This window comes from Agromyces sp. GQ35, from assembly GCF_059758475.1.
This window is the reverse complement of record NZ_JCAXEO010000001.1, coordinates 2469842-2487004: the sequence shown is the minus strand read 5'-3', so window position 1 is coordinate 2487004 and position 17163 is coordinate 2469842. Positions and strand designations below refer to the sequence as shown.

Annotated in this window: 13 protein-coding genes and 1 tRNA gene; 9 read left to right on the top strand and 5 right to left on the bottom strand. The window is 68.5% G+C overall.

Features of this window, described 5'->3' with window-relative positions:
• Nucleotides 1-2: 2 nt before the first annotated feature.
• The 4 genes from AC6CH0_RS11450 to AC6CH0_RS11435 all read left to right on the top strand — a co-directional run bounded on the left by AC6CH0_RS11450 (nucleotide 3) and on the right by AC6CH0_RS11435 (nucleotide 6936).
• Nucleotides 3-84, top strand: a tRNA-Leu gene (locus tag AC6CH0_RS11450).
• A gap of 337 nt (nucleotides 85-421) precedes the next feature.
• Nucleotides 422-2422, top strand: a complete 2001-nt coding sequence (locus tag AC6CH0_RS11445; RefSeq protein WP_498100794.1) for a purple acid phosphatase family protein — start codon at nucleotides 422-424, stop codon at nucleotides 2420-2422.
• The gene (locus AC6CH0_RS11440) at nucleotides 2419-6627 is read left to right on the top strand and encodes a metallophosphoesterase (RefSeq protein WP_498100792.1); all 4209 of its coding nucleotides are present in this window, start codon (nucleotides 2419-2421) and stop codon (nucleotides 6625-6627) included. The genes AC6CH0_RS11445 and AC6CH0_RS11440 overlap by 4 nt, the downstream gene beginning before the upstream one ends.
• Nucleotides 6628-6786: 159 nt before the next feature.
• Complete coding sequence (locus AC6CH0_RS11435) at nucleotides 6787-6936, top strand: hypothetical protein (protein WP_498100790.1); 150 nt, start codon at nucleotides 6787-6789, stop codon at nucleotides 6934-6936.
• 4 nt (nucleotides 6937-6940) lie between these two features.
• On the opposite strand, the gene AC6CH0_RS11430 is transcribed toward AC6CH0_RS11435, so the two are convergent.
• Nucleotides 6941-7837, bottom strand: a complete 897-nt coding sequence (locus AC6CH0_RS11430; RefSeq protein ID WP_498100788.1) for an HpcH/HpaI aldolase/citrate lyase family protein — start codon at nucleotides 7835-7837, stop codon at nucleotides 6941-6943.
• Nucleotides 7827-9254 (bottom strand): cation:dicarboxylate symporter family transporter, encoded by a 1428-nt coding sequence (locus AC6CH0_RS11425; RefSeq protein WP_498100786.1) that lies wholly within the window; start codon nucleotides 9252-9254, stop codon nucleotides 7827-7829. Before AC6CH0_RS11425 ends, AC6CH0_RS11430 begins: the two co-directional genes overlap by 11 nt.
• A gap of 163 nt (nucleotides 9255-9417) precedes the next feature.
• On the opposite strand from AC6CH0_RS11425, the gene AC6CH0_RS11420 reads away from it, so the two are divergent.
• Together AC6CH0_RS11420 and AC6CH0_RS11415 are read left to right on the top strand one after the other, a co-directional pair.
• The gene (locus tag AC6CH0_RS11420; protein WP_498100784.1) at nucleotides 9418-11091 is read left to right on the top strand and encodes an ATP-binding protein; all 1674 of its coding nucleotides are present in this window, start codon (nucleotides 9418-9420) and stop codon (nucleotides 11089-11091) included.
• On the top strand, nucleotides 11084-11782 hold the full coding sequence (locus AC6CH0_RS11415) for a response regulator (RefSeq protein WP_498100782.1): 699 nt from the start codon (nucleotides 11084-11086) through the stop codon (nucleotides 11780-11782). Before AC6CH0_RS11420 ends, AC6CH0_RS11415 begins: the two co-directional genes overlap by 8 nt.
• Before the next feature lie 40 nt (nucleotides 11783-11822).
• On the opposite strand, the gene AC6CH0_RS11410 is transcribed toward AC6CH0_RS11415, so the two are convergent.
• Both AC6CH0_RS11410 and AC6CH0_RS11405 read right to left on the bottom strand, forming a co-directional pair.
• Nucleotides 11823-12689, bottom strand: a complete 867-nt coding sequence (locus AC6CH0_RS11410; protein WP_498100780.1) for an LLM class flavin-dependent oxidoreductase — start codon at nucleotides 12687-12689, stop codon at nucleotides 11823-11825.
• Nucleotides 12690-12699: 10 nt separating this feature from the next.
• Nucleotides 12700-13905: an FAD-dependent oxidoreductase gene (locus AC6CH0_RS11405; protein WP_498100778.1), complete on the bottom strand. Its 1206-nt coding sequence runs from the start codon at nucleotides 13903-13905 to the stop codon at nucleotides 12700-12702.
• A gap of 76 nt (nucleotides 13906-13981) precedes the next feature.
• Here AC6CH0_RS11405 and AC6CH0_RS11400 point away from each other — a divergent pair, with 76 nt between their 5' ends.
• The 3 genes from AC6CH0_RS11400 (at nucleotide 13982) to AC6CH0_RS11390 (ending at nucleotide 16096) form a co-directional block, all read left to right on the top strand.
• Nucleotides 13982-14455 (top strand): MarR family transcriptional regulator, encoded by a 474-nt coding sequence (locus AC6CH0_RS11400; protein ID WP_498100776.1) that lies wholly within the window; start codon nucleotides 13982-13984, stop codon nucleotides 14453-14455.
• Nucleotides 14456-14527: 72 nt separating this feature from the next.
• Nucleotides 14528-15181: a biliverdin-producing heme oxygenase gene (locus AC6CH0_RS11395; protein WP_498100774.1), complete on the top strand. Its 654-nt coding sequence runs from the start codon at nucleotides 14528-14530 to the stop codon at nucleotides 15179-15181.
• 174 nt (nucleotides 15182-15355) lie between these two features.
• On the top strand, nucleotides 15356-16096 hold the full coding sequence (locus AC6CH0_RS11390) for a DedA family protein (RefSeq protein WP_498101118.1): 741 nt from the start codon (nucleotides 15356-15358) through the stop codon (nucleotides 16094-16096).
• 75 nt (nucleotides 16097-16171) lie between these two features.
• Here the strand turns inward: AC6CH0_RS11390 and AC6CH0_RS11385 are convergent, their stop codons facing one another.
• Complete coding sequence (locus tag AC6CH0_RS11385; RefSeq protein ID WP_498100772.1) at nucleotides 16172-17092, bottom strand: cation diffusion facilitator family transporter; 921 nt, start codon at nucleotides 17090-17092, stop codon at nucleotides 16172-16174.
• Nucleotides 17093-17163 lie beyond the last annotated feature (71 nt).

Sequence of the window (17163 nt, the reverse complement as noted above, 5' to 3'; positions counted from 1 at the left end):
TCGCGGGAGTGGTGAAATCGGTAGACACGCAGGATTTAGGTTCCTGTGCCTTCGGGCGTGTGGGTTCGAGTCCCACCTTCCGCACCCCCGTCTCGGCGCGCGTCGCGGCGCCGAACGCCGCGTGAACGCCCGGTGGATTCCCTCCCACGATCACCCCCGTTCGGGGTACGCTCCAGAGCGGTCTTCGCGTGTCGACGACGACGTTGAGCGTCTCGACCCGTATCTGCGCACATCCCCCTCGTCAACGGTTGTTGCAGGGCGCCTTCGCGAACTTCTTCCGCGCGCGCTGAACGGCCGCTGAAGACACGCCAGACGAAGCGACTCCCCGATTCTGCGATCGATAGCGTCACTTCTCGGTGCCTCGTTCTCGAGTGCGCCGCGACGAGCTTTCTCCATGTCGAGACCCGAGGACTGCACTGCGATGACCGGTGATACCCAGCAACGACCCGCCCAGCCGCCGAAGCCCAAGCCGAAACGGCGGGGCGCGCTGATCGCCGGAGGCGCGGCGATCGCGATCGCCTTGACCGGCATCGGCAGCGGATTCGCCATGGCCGCCGGTGGCGGCCTGGCCCCGCCGCCCGTGAATCCGGCCACCGTGCATGTCGCGAGTGCCGTGCCCGATCGGGTCATCCTCACGCCGAGCGAGACACCGGCGACCACGCAGAACGTGTCGTGGCGCACCTCGACCGACGTGGTCACGCCGAAGGCGCAGTTCGCCCCGCTGAGCGACGGGCCGATCACCGAGTGGACGACGATCGACGCCACGTCGACGCAGGAGTTCGCAACCGACCTGAAGTACACCATCGGCTACCACACCGCGACGATGACGGGGCTCGCCCAGGATTCAAGCTACGTGTACCGCGTCGGCGACGGGCAGACGTGGAGCGAGTGGTTCGAGTTCCGCACCGCGGCATCCGCTGCAGCACCGTTCAGCTTCATCGTGCAGGGCGACGCCCAGAACGACGTGAAGTCCTACGCATCGCGTGCGTTCCGGGCCGCCTTCGAAGCACGGCCCTATGCGAAGGCCGTCGTGCACCTCGGCGATCTCATCGACACCGATGTGGCCGACGCCGAGTGGGGCGAGTGGTTCTCGGCCGCGGGCTACCAGAACGCCTACATGAACGTCATCGCGACCCCTGGCAACCACGAGTACTACCCGGGCCCGCAGCTCACGAGGTATTGGGGCGCACAGTTCGAGTACCCGAAGAACGGCCCGGCGGATACGGCGGCCATCGAAGCGACGTTCAGCGAGAACACCTACTACGTCGACTATCAGGGTGTGCGATTCGTGTCGCTGAATGCCTCGCAGATCGGCGGCGCAGATCTCGCCGCTCAGACGGCGTGGCTCGACCGCGTGCTCACCGAGAACCCGAACAAGTGGACCGTCGTCTCGTTCCACCAGCCGATCTTCTCCGTCACCTCGGGGCGCGACAACGCGACGATCCGCAACGCCTGGCTGCCGCTGTTCGAGTCGCACGATGTCGATCTCGTGCTGCAGGGCCACGATCACGCCTACGGGCGTGGCAACCTCTTCGCCAATGAAGAGAACCTTCCCGAGGGGGCCGACCCCGAGACGAGCCACACCGGCCCCGTCTACCTCGTGACCGTTGCAGGGCCGAAGATGTACGTTCCCGACGACCCGGCGAACAACAACTGGATCAACAACGATGCGAATCTGCGCGCGATGAACCGCGACACCCAGATGTTCCAGACCGTCGACGTGACCGACGACGAGATCCACCTCGAGAGCCGGGACGTCACAGGAGCGCTGTTCGATGCGTTCACCATCACGAAGACCGACGACGGCGTGAAGCTCGTCACCGACGACGCCGACGGGCGTGAATCGGGTCCCGGCTCCGGACGCGGTGACGGCACTGCGCCCGAGCGGCCCACACCGGTCGTGCCGGGCGCCACGACGCCGCCGACGACACCGCCGACGACCGAGCCGCCGACCACGACTCCGCCGACCACGCAGCCGCCGACGACTCCCCCGACCGCGAACCCCGGCCCGCTCGAGCTGGGAGCCACCGGCGTGGCCGCCGGAGGATCGCTGCCGATGAAGGGGTCGGGCTTCCTCCCGAACGAGGACCTCGAGGTCAGTCTCCACTCGGATCCGATCGTGCTCGGCTTCCCGACCGCCGACGACGACGGAGCCTTCACCTACACTGCGCACATCCCCGCGGGTGTGACGCCAGGTGCGCACACCATCGTGGTGCGCGGACTCGAATCGGGGGCGACCGCGCAGGCGCCCATCACGATCCTCGCTGCCGGTGCACCGAGCACCGGAGTGCGCGACCTCGCGAACACGGGCACTGCATGGGTCGGCACCGGCATCGCGATCGCGGGCGGCGCGCTGCTGCTCGGCCTCGCCGGTCTCGTCGTCGCGCGCCGCCTGCGCTTCCGCAAGGAGGGCGACGCATGAGCGCCATCCTCCCCTCCCCCACCGCACCATCAGAGAAGGGCCGTTCCATGAAGCTGGTGCCCGCACGCCCCCGGCGAACGAGGTTCACCTCCGTCTTCGTTGCGGCCGCGCTCACCGCGGCGTTCATCACGCCGCTGATCGGACCTGCGCCATCCGCCGTCGCTGCGACGGCCACGCCACTCGAGCAGCATGGGCCGTCGCGCATCCCCGACCGCATCGTGCTGACTCCCTCGGGCGACCTCGCGACCTCGCAGGCCGTGACCTGGCGCACGAGCACGGGTGTCACCACCGCCCAGGCGCAGCTTCGCGTCGCGACGGCTGAGCCGTACCGCACCGACCTCACGACGGTGAACGCCGTCGATCACGAGCAGGTCGACACCGCGCACGGCTACTCGGAAGAGTTCCACACCGTGGAGTTCGCCGGGCTGACGCCGGCGACGCAGTACCAGTACCGGGTCGGTGACGGCACGAACTTCAGCGAGTGGCAGCACTTCACGACCGCTGCTGCCGGGCCGGAGGACTTCTCGTTCATCTACCTCGGCGATGTGCAGAACGGCATCAAGTCCGACGCTTCCCGCGTGATTCGCAATGCGTTCCGCGACCGGCCCGATGCGAGCATCGTGCTGCAGGCCGGCGACCTCATCAACGACGCACACGATGACACGCAATGGGGCGAGGTGTTCGACGCGGCGGGCTACCAGTTCGGCACGCAGAACTTCCTCGCGGCAGCCGGAAACCATGAGTACGAGGGCACCGAGCTCTCCAAGCAGTGGCGGGCGCAATTCGCCTACCCCGACAACGGTCCGACCGGCTCGGCCGAGGTCGAAGCGCTGCTCGACGGCACCGTGTACGCGAGCGACTACCAGGGCGTGCGGTTCATCTCGCTGAACTCGAACATCACCGAGGCATCCGCCCTCGCCGTGCAGACCGAGTGGCTGAAGACCACCCTCGAGGACAACCCCAACAAGTGGACGGTCGTCTTCTTCCACCACCCGATCTTCTCGCTCGACGAGGGGCGCAACAATCGGGCGATCCGCGAAGCATGGCTGCCACTCTTCGAGGAGCACAACGTCGACCTCGTGCTGCAAGGCCACGACCACAATTACGGTCGAGGTAACACGGATGCCGCAGAGGAGGGCAACCCGGCAGAGTGGAACGCCGACCTCAACTACGACGGGCCGGTCTACGCGATCTCCGTCGTCGGCTCGAAGATGTACTCGGGCGTCGGGCCGCGCCTCTGGAACGAGAACGGCGCCCACTTGCGCCGGCTCGAAGGCGGCAAGCAGCTCTACCAGCTGATCGACGTCTCGGGCGACGAGCTTCGCTACGAAGCACGTACCGCCGATGGCGAGTACTTCGACGGGCTCACGATCGTGAAGAACGAGTCCGGCAAGGCCGTGACCGATGACGCGCCACCGCAGAAGATCGACCCGGGAACCCAACAGCCGTGCCTCGGCTGCAACCCGAACCCCGACCCCGGGCCCGGCGGGCCCGAGGAACCGACCCAGACGGTCGACTACCGAGTGATCGGCGGCATCGGCTCGGTCAATCGCGAGAACGCGAAGCTGCCTGCGGGTTCGGCGTATTCCGAGTCGAGGGACGTGCTCTACCTGGGCGATCAGAACTCGCGGAAGATCTTCGAGATCGACCCCGAGACCGACGAGGTGCTCAGGGAGATGGAACTGCCCGAGAACATCCGCGACCTCGGCATCGACGATGAAGCGCAACTGCTCTACGTCGGCCAGCAGAACCGCAACTGGGTCGTCGTCTCGATCGCGGATGCCACCTTCGGCCAGGTCGTACGCGGGCCCTTCCCGTTCATCGAATCCAACCGCTCCATCGACGTCGACCCCGTGCGCGGGCTCGTCTACGGCGCGGTGCCATCACGCGGCGTCGAAGTCCTCGACGCCACGACCGGCGCCTCGCTCGGCGTCATCAACGGCACCGCCGACGCCTACTACGTCGCCGCCGACCCCACCGAAGGCATCATCACCACGAGCTACTTCAGCGATGTGCCCGATGCCACCAACCTCGCCGCCTTCGATGTCGACAACGGCTACGCCGCGTTGTGGGAGCAGACGAGCCGGGCGAATCCGCGTCAGCTCGACGTCGACTCGACCAACGGCCTGCTCTACGTCGGATACACGGGAACGGCTGACGGGTCGGGTGGATTCTCCGTGCACGACCCGAAGACCGGGAAGCAGCTCGGCGACTTCGACGACCCCGAGTACGGCAAGGACGGCTACGGCATCTCGGTCGACGAGGAGCATCAGCGGGTGTTCGTCTCCAACCGCGACTTCCGCCTCAACCCGCCCGGCTCCGAACTCGACGCCGTCGCGGTCACGATCAGCGAGCGGGTGCTCGAGGCCGGGTACGAGTACGAGCAGATCTCGTCGCTCGATTCGGTGAACAAGGTGAACGCGAAGCTGCCTGCGGGTTCGGCGTATTCCGAGTCGAGGGACGTGCTCTACCTGGGCGATCAGAACTCGCGGAAGATCTTCGAGATCGACCCCGAGACCGACGAGGTGCTCAGGGAGATGGAACTGCCCGAGAACATCCGCGACCTCGGCATCGACGATGAAGCGCAACTGCTCTACGTCGGCCAGCAGAACCGCAACTGGGTCGTCGTCTCGATCGCGGATGCCACCTTCGGCCAGGTCGTACGCGGGCCCTTCCCGTTCATCGAATCCAACCGCTCCATCGACGTCGACCCCGTGCGCGGGCTCGTCTACGGCGCGGTGCCATCACGCGGCGTCGAAGTCCTCGACGCCACGACCGGCGCCTCGCTCGGCGTCATCAACGGCACCGCCGACGCCTACTACGTCGCCGCCGACCCCACCGAAGGCATCATCACCACGAGCTACTTCAGCGATGTGCCCGATGCCACCAACCTCGCCGCCTTCGATGTCGACAACGGCTACGCCGCGTTGTGGGAGCAGACGAGCCGGGCGAATCCGCGTCAGCTCGACGTCGACTCGACCAACGGCCTGCTCTACGTCGGATACACGGGAACGGCTGACGGGTCGGGTGGATTCTCCGTGCACGACCCGAAGACCGGGAAGCAGCTCGGCGACTTCGACGACCCCGAGTACGGCAAGGACGGCTACGGCATCTCGGTCGACGAGGAGCACCAGCGGGTGTTCGTCTCCAACCGCGACTTCCGCCTCAACCCGCCCGGCTCCGAACTCGACGCCGTCTCGGTGACCGTCAGTCAGCGATTGGGCGCCGGCGGACCGACCGACCCGACGGATCCGACGGACCCGACGGACCCGACGGACCCGACGGACCCGACGGATCCGACCGACCCGACCGACCCGACCGACCCGACGGACCCACCGACCGGGCTCGACTACACCCCGTCGCCGCTCACGGCGATCCCGTCGGCCGAGTCGGCTCCCGACCTCGACGTCAAGCCCGTCGGCTCCGTCGTCGACCCGTCGAACGGGCACCTCTTCGTCGGCAACGAGCAGCGGCCGGCGCGGGTGCTCGAGATCGACCCGGTCACTGATGCCATCGTCGCCACCCACCTGGTGCCCGGCGGCGAGGCGGAGGGTGTTCGAGACGTGGCGATCGACCCCGAGAAGCGCGAGCTGTACGTTGCATACGGCGCGGCTTGGGCGGTGCTGAAGCTCGACGACGCCTCACTGGTGCGAGGCCCGTTCACCTTCCCCTCGGGGAATGTGCGCGGCATCGACGTCGACCTGGCGGGCGGCAGGGTCTTCGGTGCCAGTCGGGCCTCCGGCTTCGATGTCATGGATGCGACGACCGGCTCCGTGCTCACGACCGTCACCACGCCCGGTGCGAACTGGCGATCGCACGGCATCGCCTATGACCCGATCGCGACACGCATCTACGTCAGCAACTCCGACGTGACGGCGGCGACCGCATCCGTTCGCGTGTACGACGGTGCGGACTACTCGCTGATCGCCGAGACGCTCACGTCGCCGTCGCCGGACCTGCGCTCGATCGCGGTCGACCCGATCGCGAATCGGCTCTACCTCGGCCACCAGAGCGACGCCTTCGATGCCAGCGGGGTGCTGGTGCTGAACGCCACCGACCTCGCCATGATCGCCGACTACCCCGCCACGGCGTTCGGCAACAAGGTGTACGGCGTCGCGGTCGATGACGCGAGGGGAATCGTGTACGTCTCGGCACGCGATCGCTTCCCGACCGGCCTGATCAGACTGCAGCGCGCAGCCGGCTGACACCAGGTGATGACGAAGTGAATCGCCCCGCTCCACCGAGCGGGGCGATTCACGCTCTCCCGGCCGCTGAAGGCAGTCGTGCCGCGCAAGCCCTACCGCACCTTCGCGGGACGCGCTAGCGTCGGATCACCGGCAGCCCACGCAGGAGAGGATCAGACCATGACCGATTTCGTCGATCCACTGGAAGAGCCGCTCGATCTCGACCGGGATCCCAATCGCCCACCGTCCCAGTCGCCGGAAATCGACGACGCCTGGATCGAGTACGACGCCGACGGCAACGAGATCACGAAGAACGACTCCTCCGACTGAGCGTTCAGCGCGCGTAGTCGGAGCGGTGCGGGCCTGCGGCAACCGCTTCGATGCCGAACGTCTCGGCCGCTCCGCAGATCGACCGTGCGCGCGCGATGCGGGGCAGGTCGCTCCCATCGCGGATGCCGGAGCGCTCGAGCGTCTCGAGCACGTCGAGCGCCCACGCGAGTTCGTCGCCCGATGGGCTGAGAGCGGCGTTCACCGCATCGATCTGCTCTTCACGGAGGCAGAGCCGACCGGTCATGCCGAGGGATGCCGCGTGCTGCGAGGCATCCGTCAGCACCGTCTCTTCGCGTCGAACGGTCGGCCCGTCGATCGGCCCCGGCAGGCCGGCGGCGCGACTCGTGCTGACGAGTCGCGACCGTGCGTAGAGCAACGCGAGCTGGCCGTCGGCAGCGCCCGTGTCACGGCGGAAGTCACCGCTGCCGAATGCGAGACGCGAGACGCCGGGCGTCTCCGCGATCTCGAGCGCCGCCTCGATGCCGCGCGCGCTCTCGACGAGCGCGACGATCGGCACCGCGCCGTCGAGCGCATCGAGGGTGCGTCGCACGTGATCTGGCGCCTCGACCTTGGCGAGCACAACGCCAGCGACGAGGTCACGGCCGCGCAGGAGCGCGACATCCGTTCGCCACTCATCGGATGCAGCGTCACCGATGCGCACCCACGGCCGAAGCCCGGTCTCGGCAGCCGCAGCGAGGGCGCGACGTGCACGCCCCTTCTCGGCCGCCGCGACGCCGTCTTCGAGGTCGACGACGACGACATCGGCACGGGAGGCGGCCGCCCTGCCCCGGAGGTCGTCCACCGACCCCGGCACGAGCAGCCAGGAGCGGGCGAGCCCGGCGGGCACCGTCGAAACGGTGCCCGCCGGGGCCGCGGCGGCGACGCGAACGTCAGCGGCCACGGCCCTGCCCCGCCTTCTCGTGCTCGAGTTCGCCGACGATCGCGGCGATCGCCTCGGTCGACGGGCGCTGCTCGAGCTCGAGCTCGACCTGCTCGTCGGTCGAGAGGTGGTCGTCGACGCTCATCGTCGTCTCGTCGAAGGGCCGCTCACCGGCGAGCACGCTGCGCAGCTGCTCGCGATCGAGCTCCTTCGTCCAGGTGCCGACGAGCAGGGCGGCCACGGCGTTGCCCGTGAAGTTCGTGAGCGCACGCGCCTCCGACATGAACCGGTCGATGCCGACGATCACGCCGACGCCGTCGACGAGGTCGGGCCGGTGCGCCTGCAGACCGCCGGCGAGCGTCGCGAGGCCCGCGCCGGTCACGCCGGCCGCACCCTTCGAGGCCACCATCATGAAGATCAGCAGGCCGATCTGCTCGCCGAGCGCGAGCGGGGTGCCCATCGCGCTCGCGATGAACAGCGACGCCATCGTGAGGTAGATCGCGGTGCCGTCGAGGTTGAAGGAGTAGCCGGTCGGCACCGTGATTCCGGCGACCGACTTCGAGACGCCGACGTGCTCCATCTTCGCGATCAGGCGAGGCAGCGCGACCTCGCTCGACGACGTCGAGACGATGAGCAGGTACTCGCGGCCGAGGTACTTCATCATGCGGAAGATGTTGACCCGCGCGACCGCCCAGAGCAATGAGCCGAGCACGACGACGATGAAGATCGCGCACGTGATGTAGAACGCGATCATGAGTGTGCCGAGGCTGATGATGGCAGCAACGCCGGTGTTGCCGACGACCGCCGCGATGGCGCCGAACGCGCCGATCGGCGCGACCCACATGATCATCGCGAGGATGCGGAACACGAGGGCCTGGATCTGGCGGATCGCACCGAGGATCGGCGCGCCCTTCGACCCCATCCTCTGCAGCGCGAAGCCCACGAGGAGGGCGACGAACAGCACCTGCAGGATGTTGCCGTCGGTGAGCGACGACAGCATCGACACGGGGATGATCCCGAGGAGGAACTCGGTCGTGGTCTTCGGCTCGAGCGTGCTCGTGTCGTACGATGCGCTGCCGATGTTCAGGCCTTCACCCGGGTGGATGAGGTTGCCGACCACGAGACCGATGCCGAGCGCGAACGTCGACATCACCATGAAGTAGAGCAGCGCGAGCCCGCCGACCTTTCCGACGGTGGCGGCCTTCGCGATCGACCCGACGCCGAGCACGATCGTGCAGAAGATGATCGGGGCGATCATCATCTTGATGAGCAGCACGAAGGCGTCGCCGATCGGCTTCAGCCCGACGGCGAAGTCGGGAACGACGAGTCCCACCGTGACGCCCGCGAGCACGGCCACGATGACCGCGATGTAGAGGTAGTGCGAGGAATCGATCCTCCGTCGGGGCTTCGTGCCCGAGGTCTGAGACTGGAGCGCCATTGCCGTCTGCCTTCCGTGGTCGGTCATCGCCGGTCGGCGATGAGTCGGTATCGACCCAGAATGCGACCACGGATGCCGCGGCATCCGGTTCTGTTCATACTGTTCGCGGCGGCCGAACCCACGCGTGTCTAGAGTGATCTCGAGCGGCGTAGCGAGGTGGATCATGGTGCGGTGGGTTCGGGGCTGGAGCATCGCCGCGAAGCTCTTCGCGCTGCAACTGGTGATGATCGTGACGCTCGCGACGCTCACCGTCGTGTGGATCTGGGCCGACGCTCGCGGCGATGTCGAACGGGACGCTGCCGCGAAGAGCCTCGCCGTCGCCGAGACGCTCGCCGCCGACCCGTTCGTCGAGACCGCCCTCGGCAACTCCGACCCCTCGGCGCGCCTGCAGCCGTACGCACTCGACGTGATGGCGGAGGCGGGCATCGACTTCATCACGATCATGGCGCCCGACCGCGTGCGCTACACGCACCCCGATCCCGAGCAGATCGGGCAGGAGTTCCTCGGCAACATCGACCGCGCCCTCGACGGCGACGAGTTCACCGAGACGTACACGGGCACGCTCGGCCCCTCGGTGCGCGCGGTCGTGCCGGTCGAAGCCGACGACGGCGAGGTGATCGCCCTCGTCGCGGTCGGCGTCACGGTCTCGAACACGCAGGTCGCGCTCGGTGCGCGCATCGCAGCGGTGCTGCTCGCGGCGCTCGCCATGATCGGCGTCGGGGCGATCATCGCGTGGGTGCTGAGCCGCTACCTGCGCCGGGTCACGTGGGGTCGCGGCGCAGAGGAGATGAGTCGCATGTTCTCGTACTACGAGGGCGTGATGCACTCCATCGGCGAGGGACTCGTGCTGCAGGACCGCTCGAACGCCGTGGTGCTCTACAACGACCGCGCCGCCGAGCTGCTCGGCCTGCCGCGGCGCGAACGTCGCGAACACCGCGCGGCCGAGCCGGCACCGGTGCCGCTCGCCGAGCTCGACCTGCCGCCGGCGGTCGCCGAGGTGCTCTCGCGCGCCGATGCCGTCGTCGACGCGATCGCGATCACGCCGACGCACGTGCTCGTGGTCGACCGCGACGTCATCGTCTCGCGCGATCGAGCGCGCGAGCGCCGTCGTGACCGGGGCGCCGGTGGTGCCTCCAGCGGCCGAATCGGCTCGGTCACCACGCTACGCGATCACACCGAGCTGCAGGAGCTGACCGGTGAGCTCGAGACGATGACGACGCTCTCCGACGCCCTGCGCTCGCAAGCGCACGAGTTCGCGAATCGCCTGCACACGATCATCGCCCTCATCGAGCTCGATCGGGCAGCGGATGCCGCGGCGCTCGCGAGCTCCGAACTCGCGCTCAGCCAGGCCCTCGCCGACCGGCTCCTGTCCGCCGTCGAAGAACCGGTGCTGCTCGCCCTGCTCCTCGGCAAGGCCGCGCAGGCGAGCGAACGCGGCATCGCCTTCGAGCTCGAGCTGCCCGACCGGCTCGAGGCCACGTCCGTTTCAGCCCGCGACCTCATCACGATCGTGGGAAACCTCATCGACAACGCCCTCGACGCCGCGGCGATGACCCCGGCACCGCGCGTCGATGTGGCCGTCGACGTCGACCAGGAGGCCGGCGTGCTGCACATCTCGGTGAGTGACACCGGTGGCGGCCCCGATGCCGGCGACCGCGTGTTCGAGCTCGGCGTCACGACGAAGCAGGCCGCCGGCCACGGTATCGGGCTCGCCCTCGTGCGCCAGACCGTCTCACGCCTCGGCGGCGACATCCAGGTGCTCGGCTCGATGTTCGAGGTTCGCCTGCCGATCGTGCTCGCCCCATCTGCCGTCGCGGAGGCGGGCCCCGATGACTGAGCGCGTTCGGGTGCTCGTCGTCGAAGACGACCCGATCACCGCAGATGCCCACGCGGCCTATGTCACGAGGGTCGAGGGGTTCGTCTCCGCCGGCATCGCACACACCGGACACGAGGCGTTCCGGCTGCTCCGAGACGCCCGCGAGGGGCGCACTCCCCCGTTCGACCTCATCCTCCTCGATGTGAACCTTCCCGACACGACAGGCATCGAGCTCTGCCGTTCGCTTCGCGCCGCCGGCATCGAGATCGACGTCATCGCGGTGACCGCGGTGCGCGACGCTGCCGTCGTGCGGTCGGCCGTCTCGCTCGGCATCGTGCAGTACCTGATCAAGCCGTTCGGCTTCGCGGCGTTCGCCGAGAAGATGCACGCCTATCGCGACTACCACGCGCGGGTGGGCTCGGCCGGCGTCACCGACCAGCAGGAGGTGGATGCCTCGTTCGCCGCCCTCCGCACCAGCTCAGGCACCGACCTCCCGAAGGGCCTCACCCGCGAGACCCTCGACCGGGTGCGCGCAGCCGTGCGAGACGCTCCTGCCGGCGCGATGTCGGCCGGCGAGCTCGCTGCGACGCTCGACCTCTCGCGCGTGACCGCCCGCCGCTACCTGGAGCATCTCGCCGACTCCGGCGTCGTCGAGCGCGCCGGCCGGTACGGAACCCCCGGTCGGCCGGAGGTCGAGTACCGCCGTCGCTGAGCACGCCCCGATTCGCGACGGCCTCGTGCCGGCCTCGGGTCTACTGGAGTGGCGGACCTGCGCGGAGTCGTTCGCGCGCGTACTCGGCGACCGCATCGGCCGGAACGCTCCAGTCGGACTCGAGCCACCAGGTGGCGCCCGCGTCTGCCCACGGCTGCACGAGCGCCGCGTCGGCGGCGGCGTCGGTGCCGCTCGTGGTGCCCTCGTGAATGACCTCGAACGGACGGTCGGCGAGCCCCATTGCGGCGCGCTCGGCTCGGATCCACGCGATCGCCTCTGCGGCGATCTCAGGGGTGTAGAGGCTCGCCTGCTCTTCGGGACTCGATGGCGATGCGCCGGGCGGCGCGTAATTCGGAATCCACCCGTCGTACGCGGCCACGCGTCGCATCGATTTCATGCGGGGCCAGAGGCCGACGACCCAGGTCGGAATGCGCGGCTCCTGCACGATCGCAGGCGGCAGCATCGAATCGGCGCGTCGCGCCCGGAAGTGCCGACCTTCGTACTCGAACGGTTCCGCGCGCCAGAGGTGCTGCAGGAGTTCGAGCGATTCGTCGAGCAGCTCTGCGCGGTGCCGCCGCCCGGGATCGTCTTCGAAGATCCAGAACCTCGGCTCGGCCTCGGACACGCCGAGCCCGGCAGCGAGGACGACGCGACCCTTCGAGAGTCGGTCGACGGTCATCGTCTGCCCGGCGAGCTCCCACGGGCGGCGCCGTGGCACCGGCGTGAGCATGGTGCCGAGCCGGATGCGATCGGTCACCATCGCGGCCGCCGCGAGCGTGGCCCACGGGTCGGTCGCCCAGATGCCCTCCCACACGAAGAAGCCCTGCCAGCCGTGCGCTTCGGCGAGCGCCGCGAGCTCGACCGCGAGTTCAGGATCGGTGCCGGTGAAGATGAATCCGTGCTTCATCCGGCAGACGCTACCGCCGGCCTCCGACAACGGGTCCGGTCCACGCGATCTCGTGGTTGTACAGCCAGTCATTGCGAGTGTCGTCGCGCGCCTTCCGCAGGAAGATCGGCAGTATCGCGTCGCGAACGGCGATGCCGAGCCGCGACGTGGTGACCCGCTTCTGCGCGTTGATCGCCTGCGCGTAGCCGACGATCGCTTCGGCCCGAGCCTGTCGCAGCAGCTGGTACTCCGCGAGCGCGGCCGTGTGGTCGGGCTCTTCGCGCAGACACCGTGCGAGCGTGATCGCGTCTTCGAGCGCCAGGGATGCGCCTTGGCCCGCGCTCGGCGAGATGGCGTGCACGGCATCGCCGACGGCGACCAGGCGCCCCCTCGCCCAGTGGGGCACGTGCGGCAGCTCGTCGATCGGGTAGCCGCGGAGCTCTCCCACCGCATGCTCGAGGATCTGCGGCACCGGATGCGGGTCATCTGCGTGCAACTCTCGAAGCTGCGCCAGCCACTGCTCGCCGGTCACGGAGCGCACTGCCGGGCGATCGATCTCGGTGCGCGAGACGTTCGCGAACCAGTAGACCTCTCCGTCGTCGCGCACCAGGTACCCGAAGAACGAGCGCCGCCCGAACACCATGTGCTGCTCGCCGGGCGTGGGCGCGAGCCCCGGCACATGCGCGAAGCCCCCGAGCCCGACGAGGCCGCTGTAGGCGGGTGTCGGGGCATCGGGATCGATCTTGTGGCGCGTCGGCGAGCTGACGCCGTCGGCGCCGATCAGCAGATCGCCGGTCGCGGTGCTGCCATCGGCGAAGGTCGCGCGCACCGAGGCATCCGTCTCGTCGATGTGTTCGAGGCGGGCGCCGAACCGGAATGGGATGCCTGCTGCGGTGACGGCCTCGCGCAGCACCCGATGCAGGATGCCGCGGCGCACCACGACACTCCCGCGCTCGGGTGCACCCGGCGGCCCGTTCGGCACGGTGCCGAGTCGCTTTCCCGTGCTCGACCACATCACCATCTGCGGCGCGCGATGTCCCGCCTCGACGAGCTGCTCCCGAAGTCCGAGCTGGTCGAGCACCGCGAGCCCGTTCGTGGCGAGGTTGAGGAACAGGCCGGCGTAGTCGTCAGGTGCCGTCTTCGCCTCGAAGATCTCGACCTCCCATCCGGCTCGCTGGAGGAACAGGGCGGTTGCGGTGCCGGCGACCCCGCCTCCGACGATGAGCGCGCGTGGCATGGGATGCTCCTTCGGTAGAGCATTGGGCAAGAGTCTCGATAATCGAGTCTCTCGATAATAGAGAGAGTAGCGTTCGATGACCGAACCGTCAACGCGTGCACGCGAGCTCGAGCGGGCCGGCGAGGTGATGCGCGAGTTCATGGCTCGCGCCGTGCTCTTCCAAGACACCGTCGCGAAGTGGGGCGGAGTGAACAGCACCGACCTGCAGTGCGCGGGCCTGCTGCTCGCCGAGGGGCCCGCCACGCCCGGAGAGCTGGCCGAGCGCGCCGGACTCACCGCCGGCGGAGCCATCACGACGGTCATCGACCGACTCGAACGCGAGGGCCTCGTCAGCCGCGACCGAGACCCGAACGACCGGCGCCGGGTCATCGTGACCGCGGATGCCGCGGCGATCTTCGCCCGCTTCGGCGAGGTCTACGGGCGCGTCGGCGCACGCTGGAACGCCTACCTCGACACCCTGACCGACGAACAGCTCGCCTTCGCCAACGAACTCCTCTCGCGAGCCGCCGCGGTGAATCGCGAGGAGATCGAACTACTCCGCGACCGCTGACACTTCCCTCGCGCCCGAACGCCCTCTAGGCTAGTGAGGTAATCCTTACCTAACCCGAAGGGTCGCCTCATCATGACGATCGCTCCCCCCGCTTCGACCCGTTCCGATGCACAGCCGCTCGATGTCGCCGCGCTCGTGCGTGCGGCGTCGGCCGACGATCACCGCGCCGCCGAGTCGCGTGGCTATATCGTGCAGCTCATGGGCGGCGAGCTCTCGCTCGCGGAGTACACGCGGTATCTCGCGCAGTTCGGGTGGGTGTATGAGGCGCTCGAACAACGAGGCAGTCGAGATGGCGACCCTGCCATCTTCGACCCCGAACTCGCACGCATGGCCGCCATCGAGTCCGACCTCGCCGCACTCGGCGCCGCCGACTGGCGCACCACGCACCCGCCGTTGGCGGCCACCGCCGCGTACGCTGCACACCTCCGCGCGATCGCCGACGACGACGTCCGCTACCTCGCGCACCACTACACCCGCTACCTCGGCGACCTCTCCGGCGGCCAGGCGATCGCGCGGCTCGTGGCCCGGCACTACGGCGCAGCGCCCGAGCAGCTCGGCTTCTACCGATTCGAGATCGCCGAAGACGGCGTGGTGCGCTACAAGCGCGGCTACCGCGAAGCCATCAACGACCTCGCCCTGTCGCCCGAGCAGGTCGACGTGCTGGTCGCCGAGGTCCGCGAGTCGTTCCGACTGAACGGCGCGATCTTCGAGGCGCTCGCGGCCTGACCCGGCCCGCGCACCCTTCCTGCAGACCACGGCCAGCGTGCCGGGTCATCCTCCAGTCGGATGTCGCTCGCAAACCGGTCTCGGTAGACTGCAACGAACACCACACCGCTGCTGGCTACGCCTTCTTGGTCGACGCTGCGCCGTGCCCCACGACGACAGGAGATCCCTCCCGTGATCCATACCGCGCTCATTCCGTGGCTCGATCCTGAGACCATCATCGCCGGCGCCGGCCCGTGGGCACTCGTCGTGGTCTGCGCGATCGTCTTCGCCGAGACGGGCCTCCTCGTCGGGTTCCTCCTGCCGGGCGACACGCTGCTCGTCATCTCCGGACTGCTCACGCACACCTCGCTCGTCTTCGGCGTCGACATCTGGTGGGTGTGCCTCGCGATCGGACTCGCCGCGTTCCTCGGCGGCGAGGTGGGGTATCTCATCGGCCACAAGTTCGGTCCGAGCGTGTTCGAACGCAAGGAATCCGGTCTCTTCAGCGTCAAGAACGTCGAACGCACGAACGCGTTCTTCGAGCGATTCGGCGCGCTCGCGATCATCCTCGCCCGATTCGTTCCGATCGTACGCACCTTCGCGCCGGTCGCCGCGGGCGTCGGCCACATGAACTACAAGAAATACACGCTCTACAACTTCATCGGCGCGATCATCTGGGGTGTCGGCCTCACGTACTTCGGATTCCTCATCGGGTACATCCCGCCGATCGCGGACTTCGTGCAGGAGTACATCGATGTCATCCTGCTCGGCGCGGTGGTGCTCACCCTCATCCCGACGCTCTGGCATTACTTCTCGTCGGCGCACAAGGCACGCAAGGCCGCAGCGGCCGGTGCCGATGTGGTCACCGACCACGAAGAGGCCGAGCAGCTCGTGCTCGACCCCGAGGTCTTCGACCGCGGCCCCGACGAGCGGTAGCGCGCAACTCACCGCCATCCGTCGTCGCAGACGCTGTGGCGGCTCACGCAGCTTCGACAGTTGCCGCGGTTCCGATCACGGGTGCTGCCGCTGCTCCAATTCGGCGCGCCCTGCCGGCTCGAGCTGGAACGTCGAGTGCGCGACGTCGAAGTGCTCGCTGAGGCATCCGCCGAGCTCATCGAGCAGTTCCCCCGCGCGACCCGACGCGAACACCTCGGGTTCGACCTCGACGTGCGCACTGAAGACATGCGACCCCGAAGTGATCGCCCACACATGCACGTCGTGCACCGCGACGACCCCGGTCGTGCTCAAGATGTGGGTGCGGATCTCGGCGACGTCGGTATCGGCCGGCGCCGACTGGAAGAGTACCCGCGCCACATCGCGGAGCAGCGAGAGCGCGCGCGGCACGATGAGCGCGGCGATCGCGAGTGAGGCGATCGGGTCGGCCGCATCGAAGCCGGTGAACACGATCACGAGCGCCGCAGCGATGACCAGCACCGAGCCGATGAGATCGCCGAGCACCTCGAGGTATGCGCCCCGCAGGTTGATCGAGTCCTTCGCGCCACCGCGCAGCACCAGCATCGCGGCCACGTTCGCCGCGAGACCGATGGCGGCCACCACGAGCATCGGCACGCCCTGCACCTCGTGCGCCTCACCTTCGGCACCGGTCAGGAGCCGGCCGACGGCGCTGATCGCGACCGAGACCGCGACGACGACGAGGATCACGCCGTTGATGAGCGCGCCGAACACCTCCGCCCGCCGATACCCATAGGTCTGGCGATCGGTCGCCGGCCGAGCGGCGACCACCGCGGCGACGAGGGCGACGACGAGGCCGATCAGGTCACTCGTCATGTGCCCGGCATCGGCGAGCAATGCGAGCGACCCGCTGAAGAACGCCCCGATCAGCTGCACCACCAGGAACGCGCCGATGATGGCGATCGCCACCCAGAGCCGGGTGCGATTCGCCGTCGCGGCGTGGTCGTGATCGTGTGCCATACGGCCCAGCGTATGCCGGGAATCGGCGCGGGGCTCAAGATAGGAATGAGTCGCGTTCTCAGGCCTGGCGC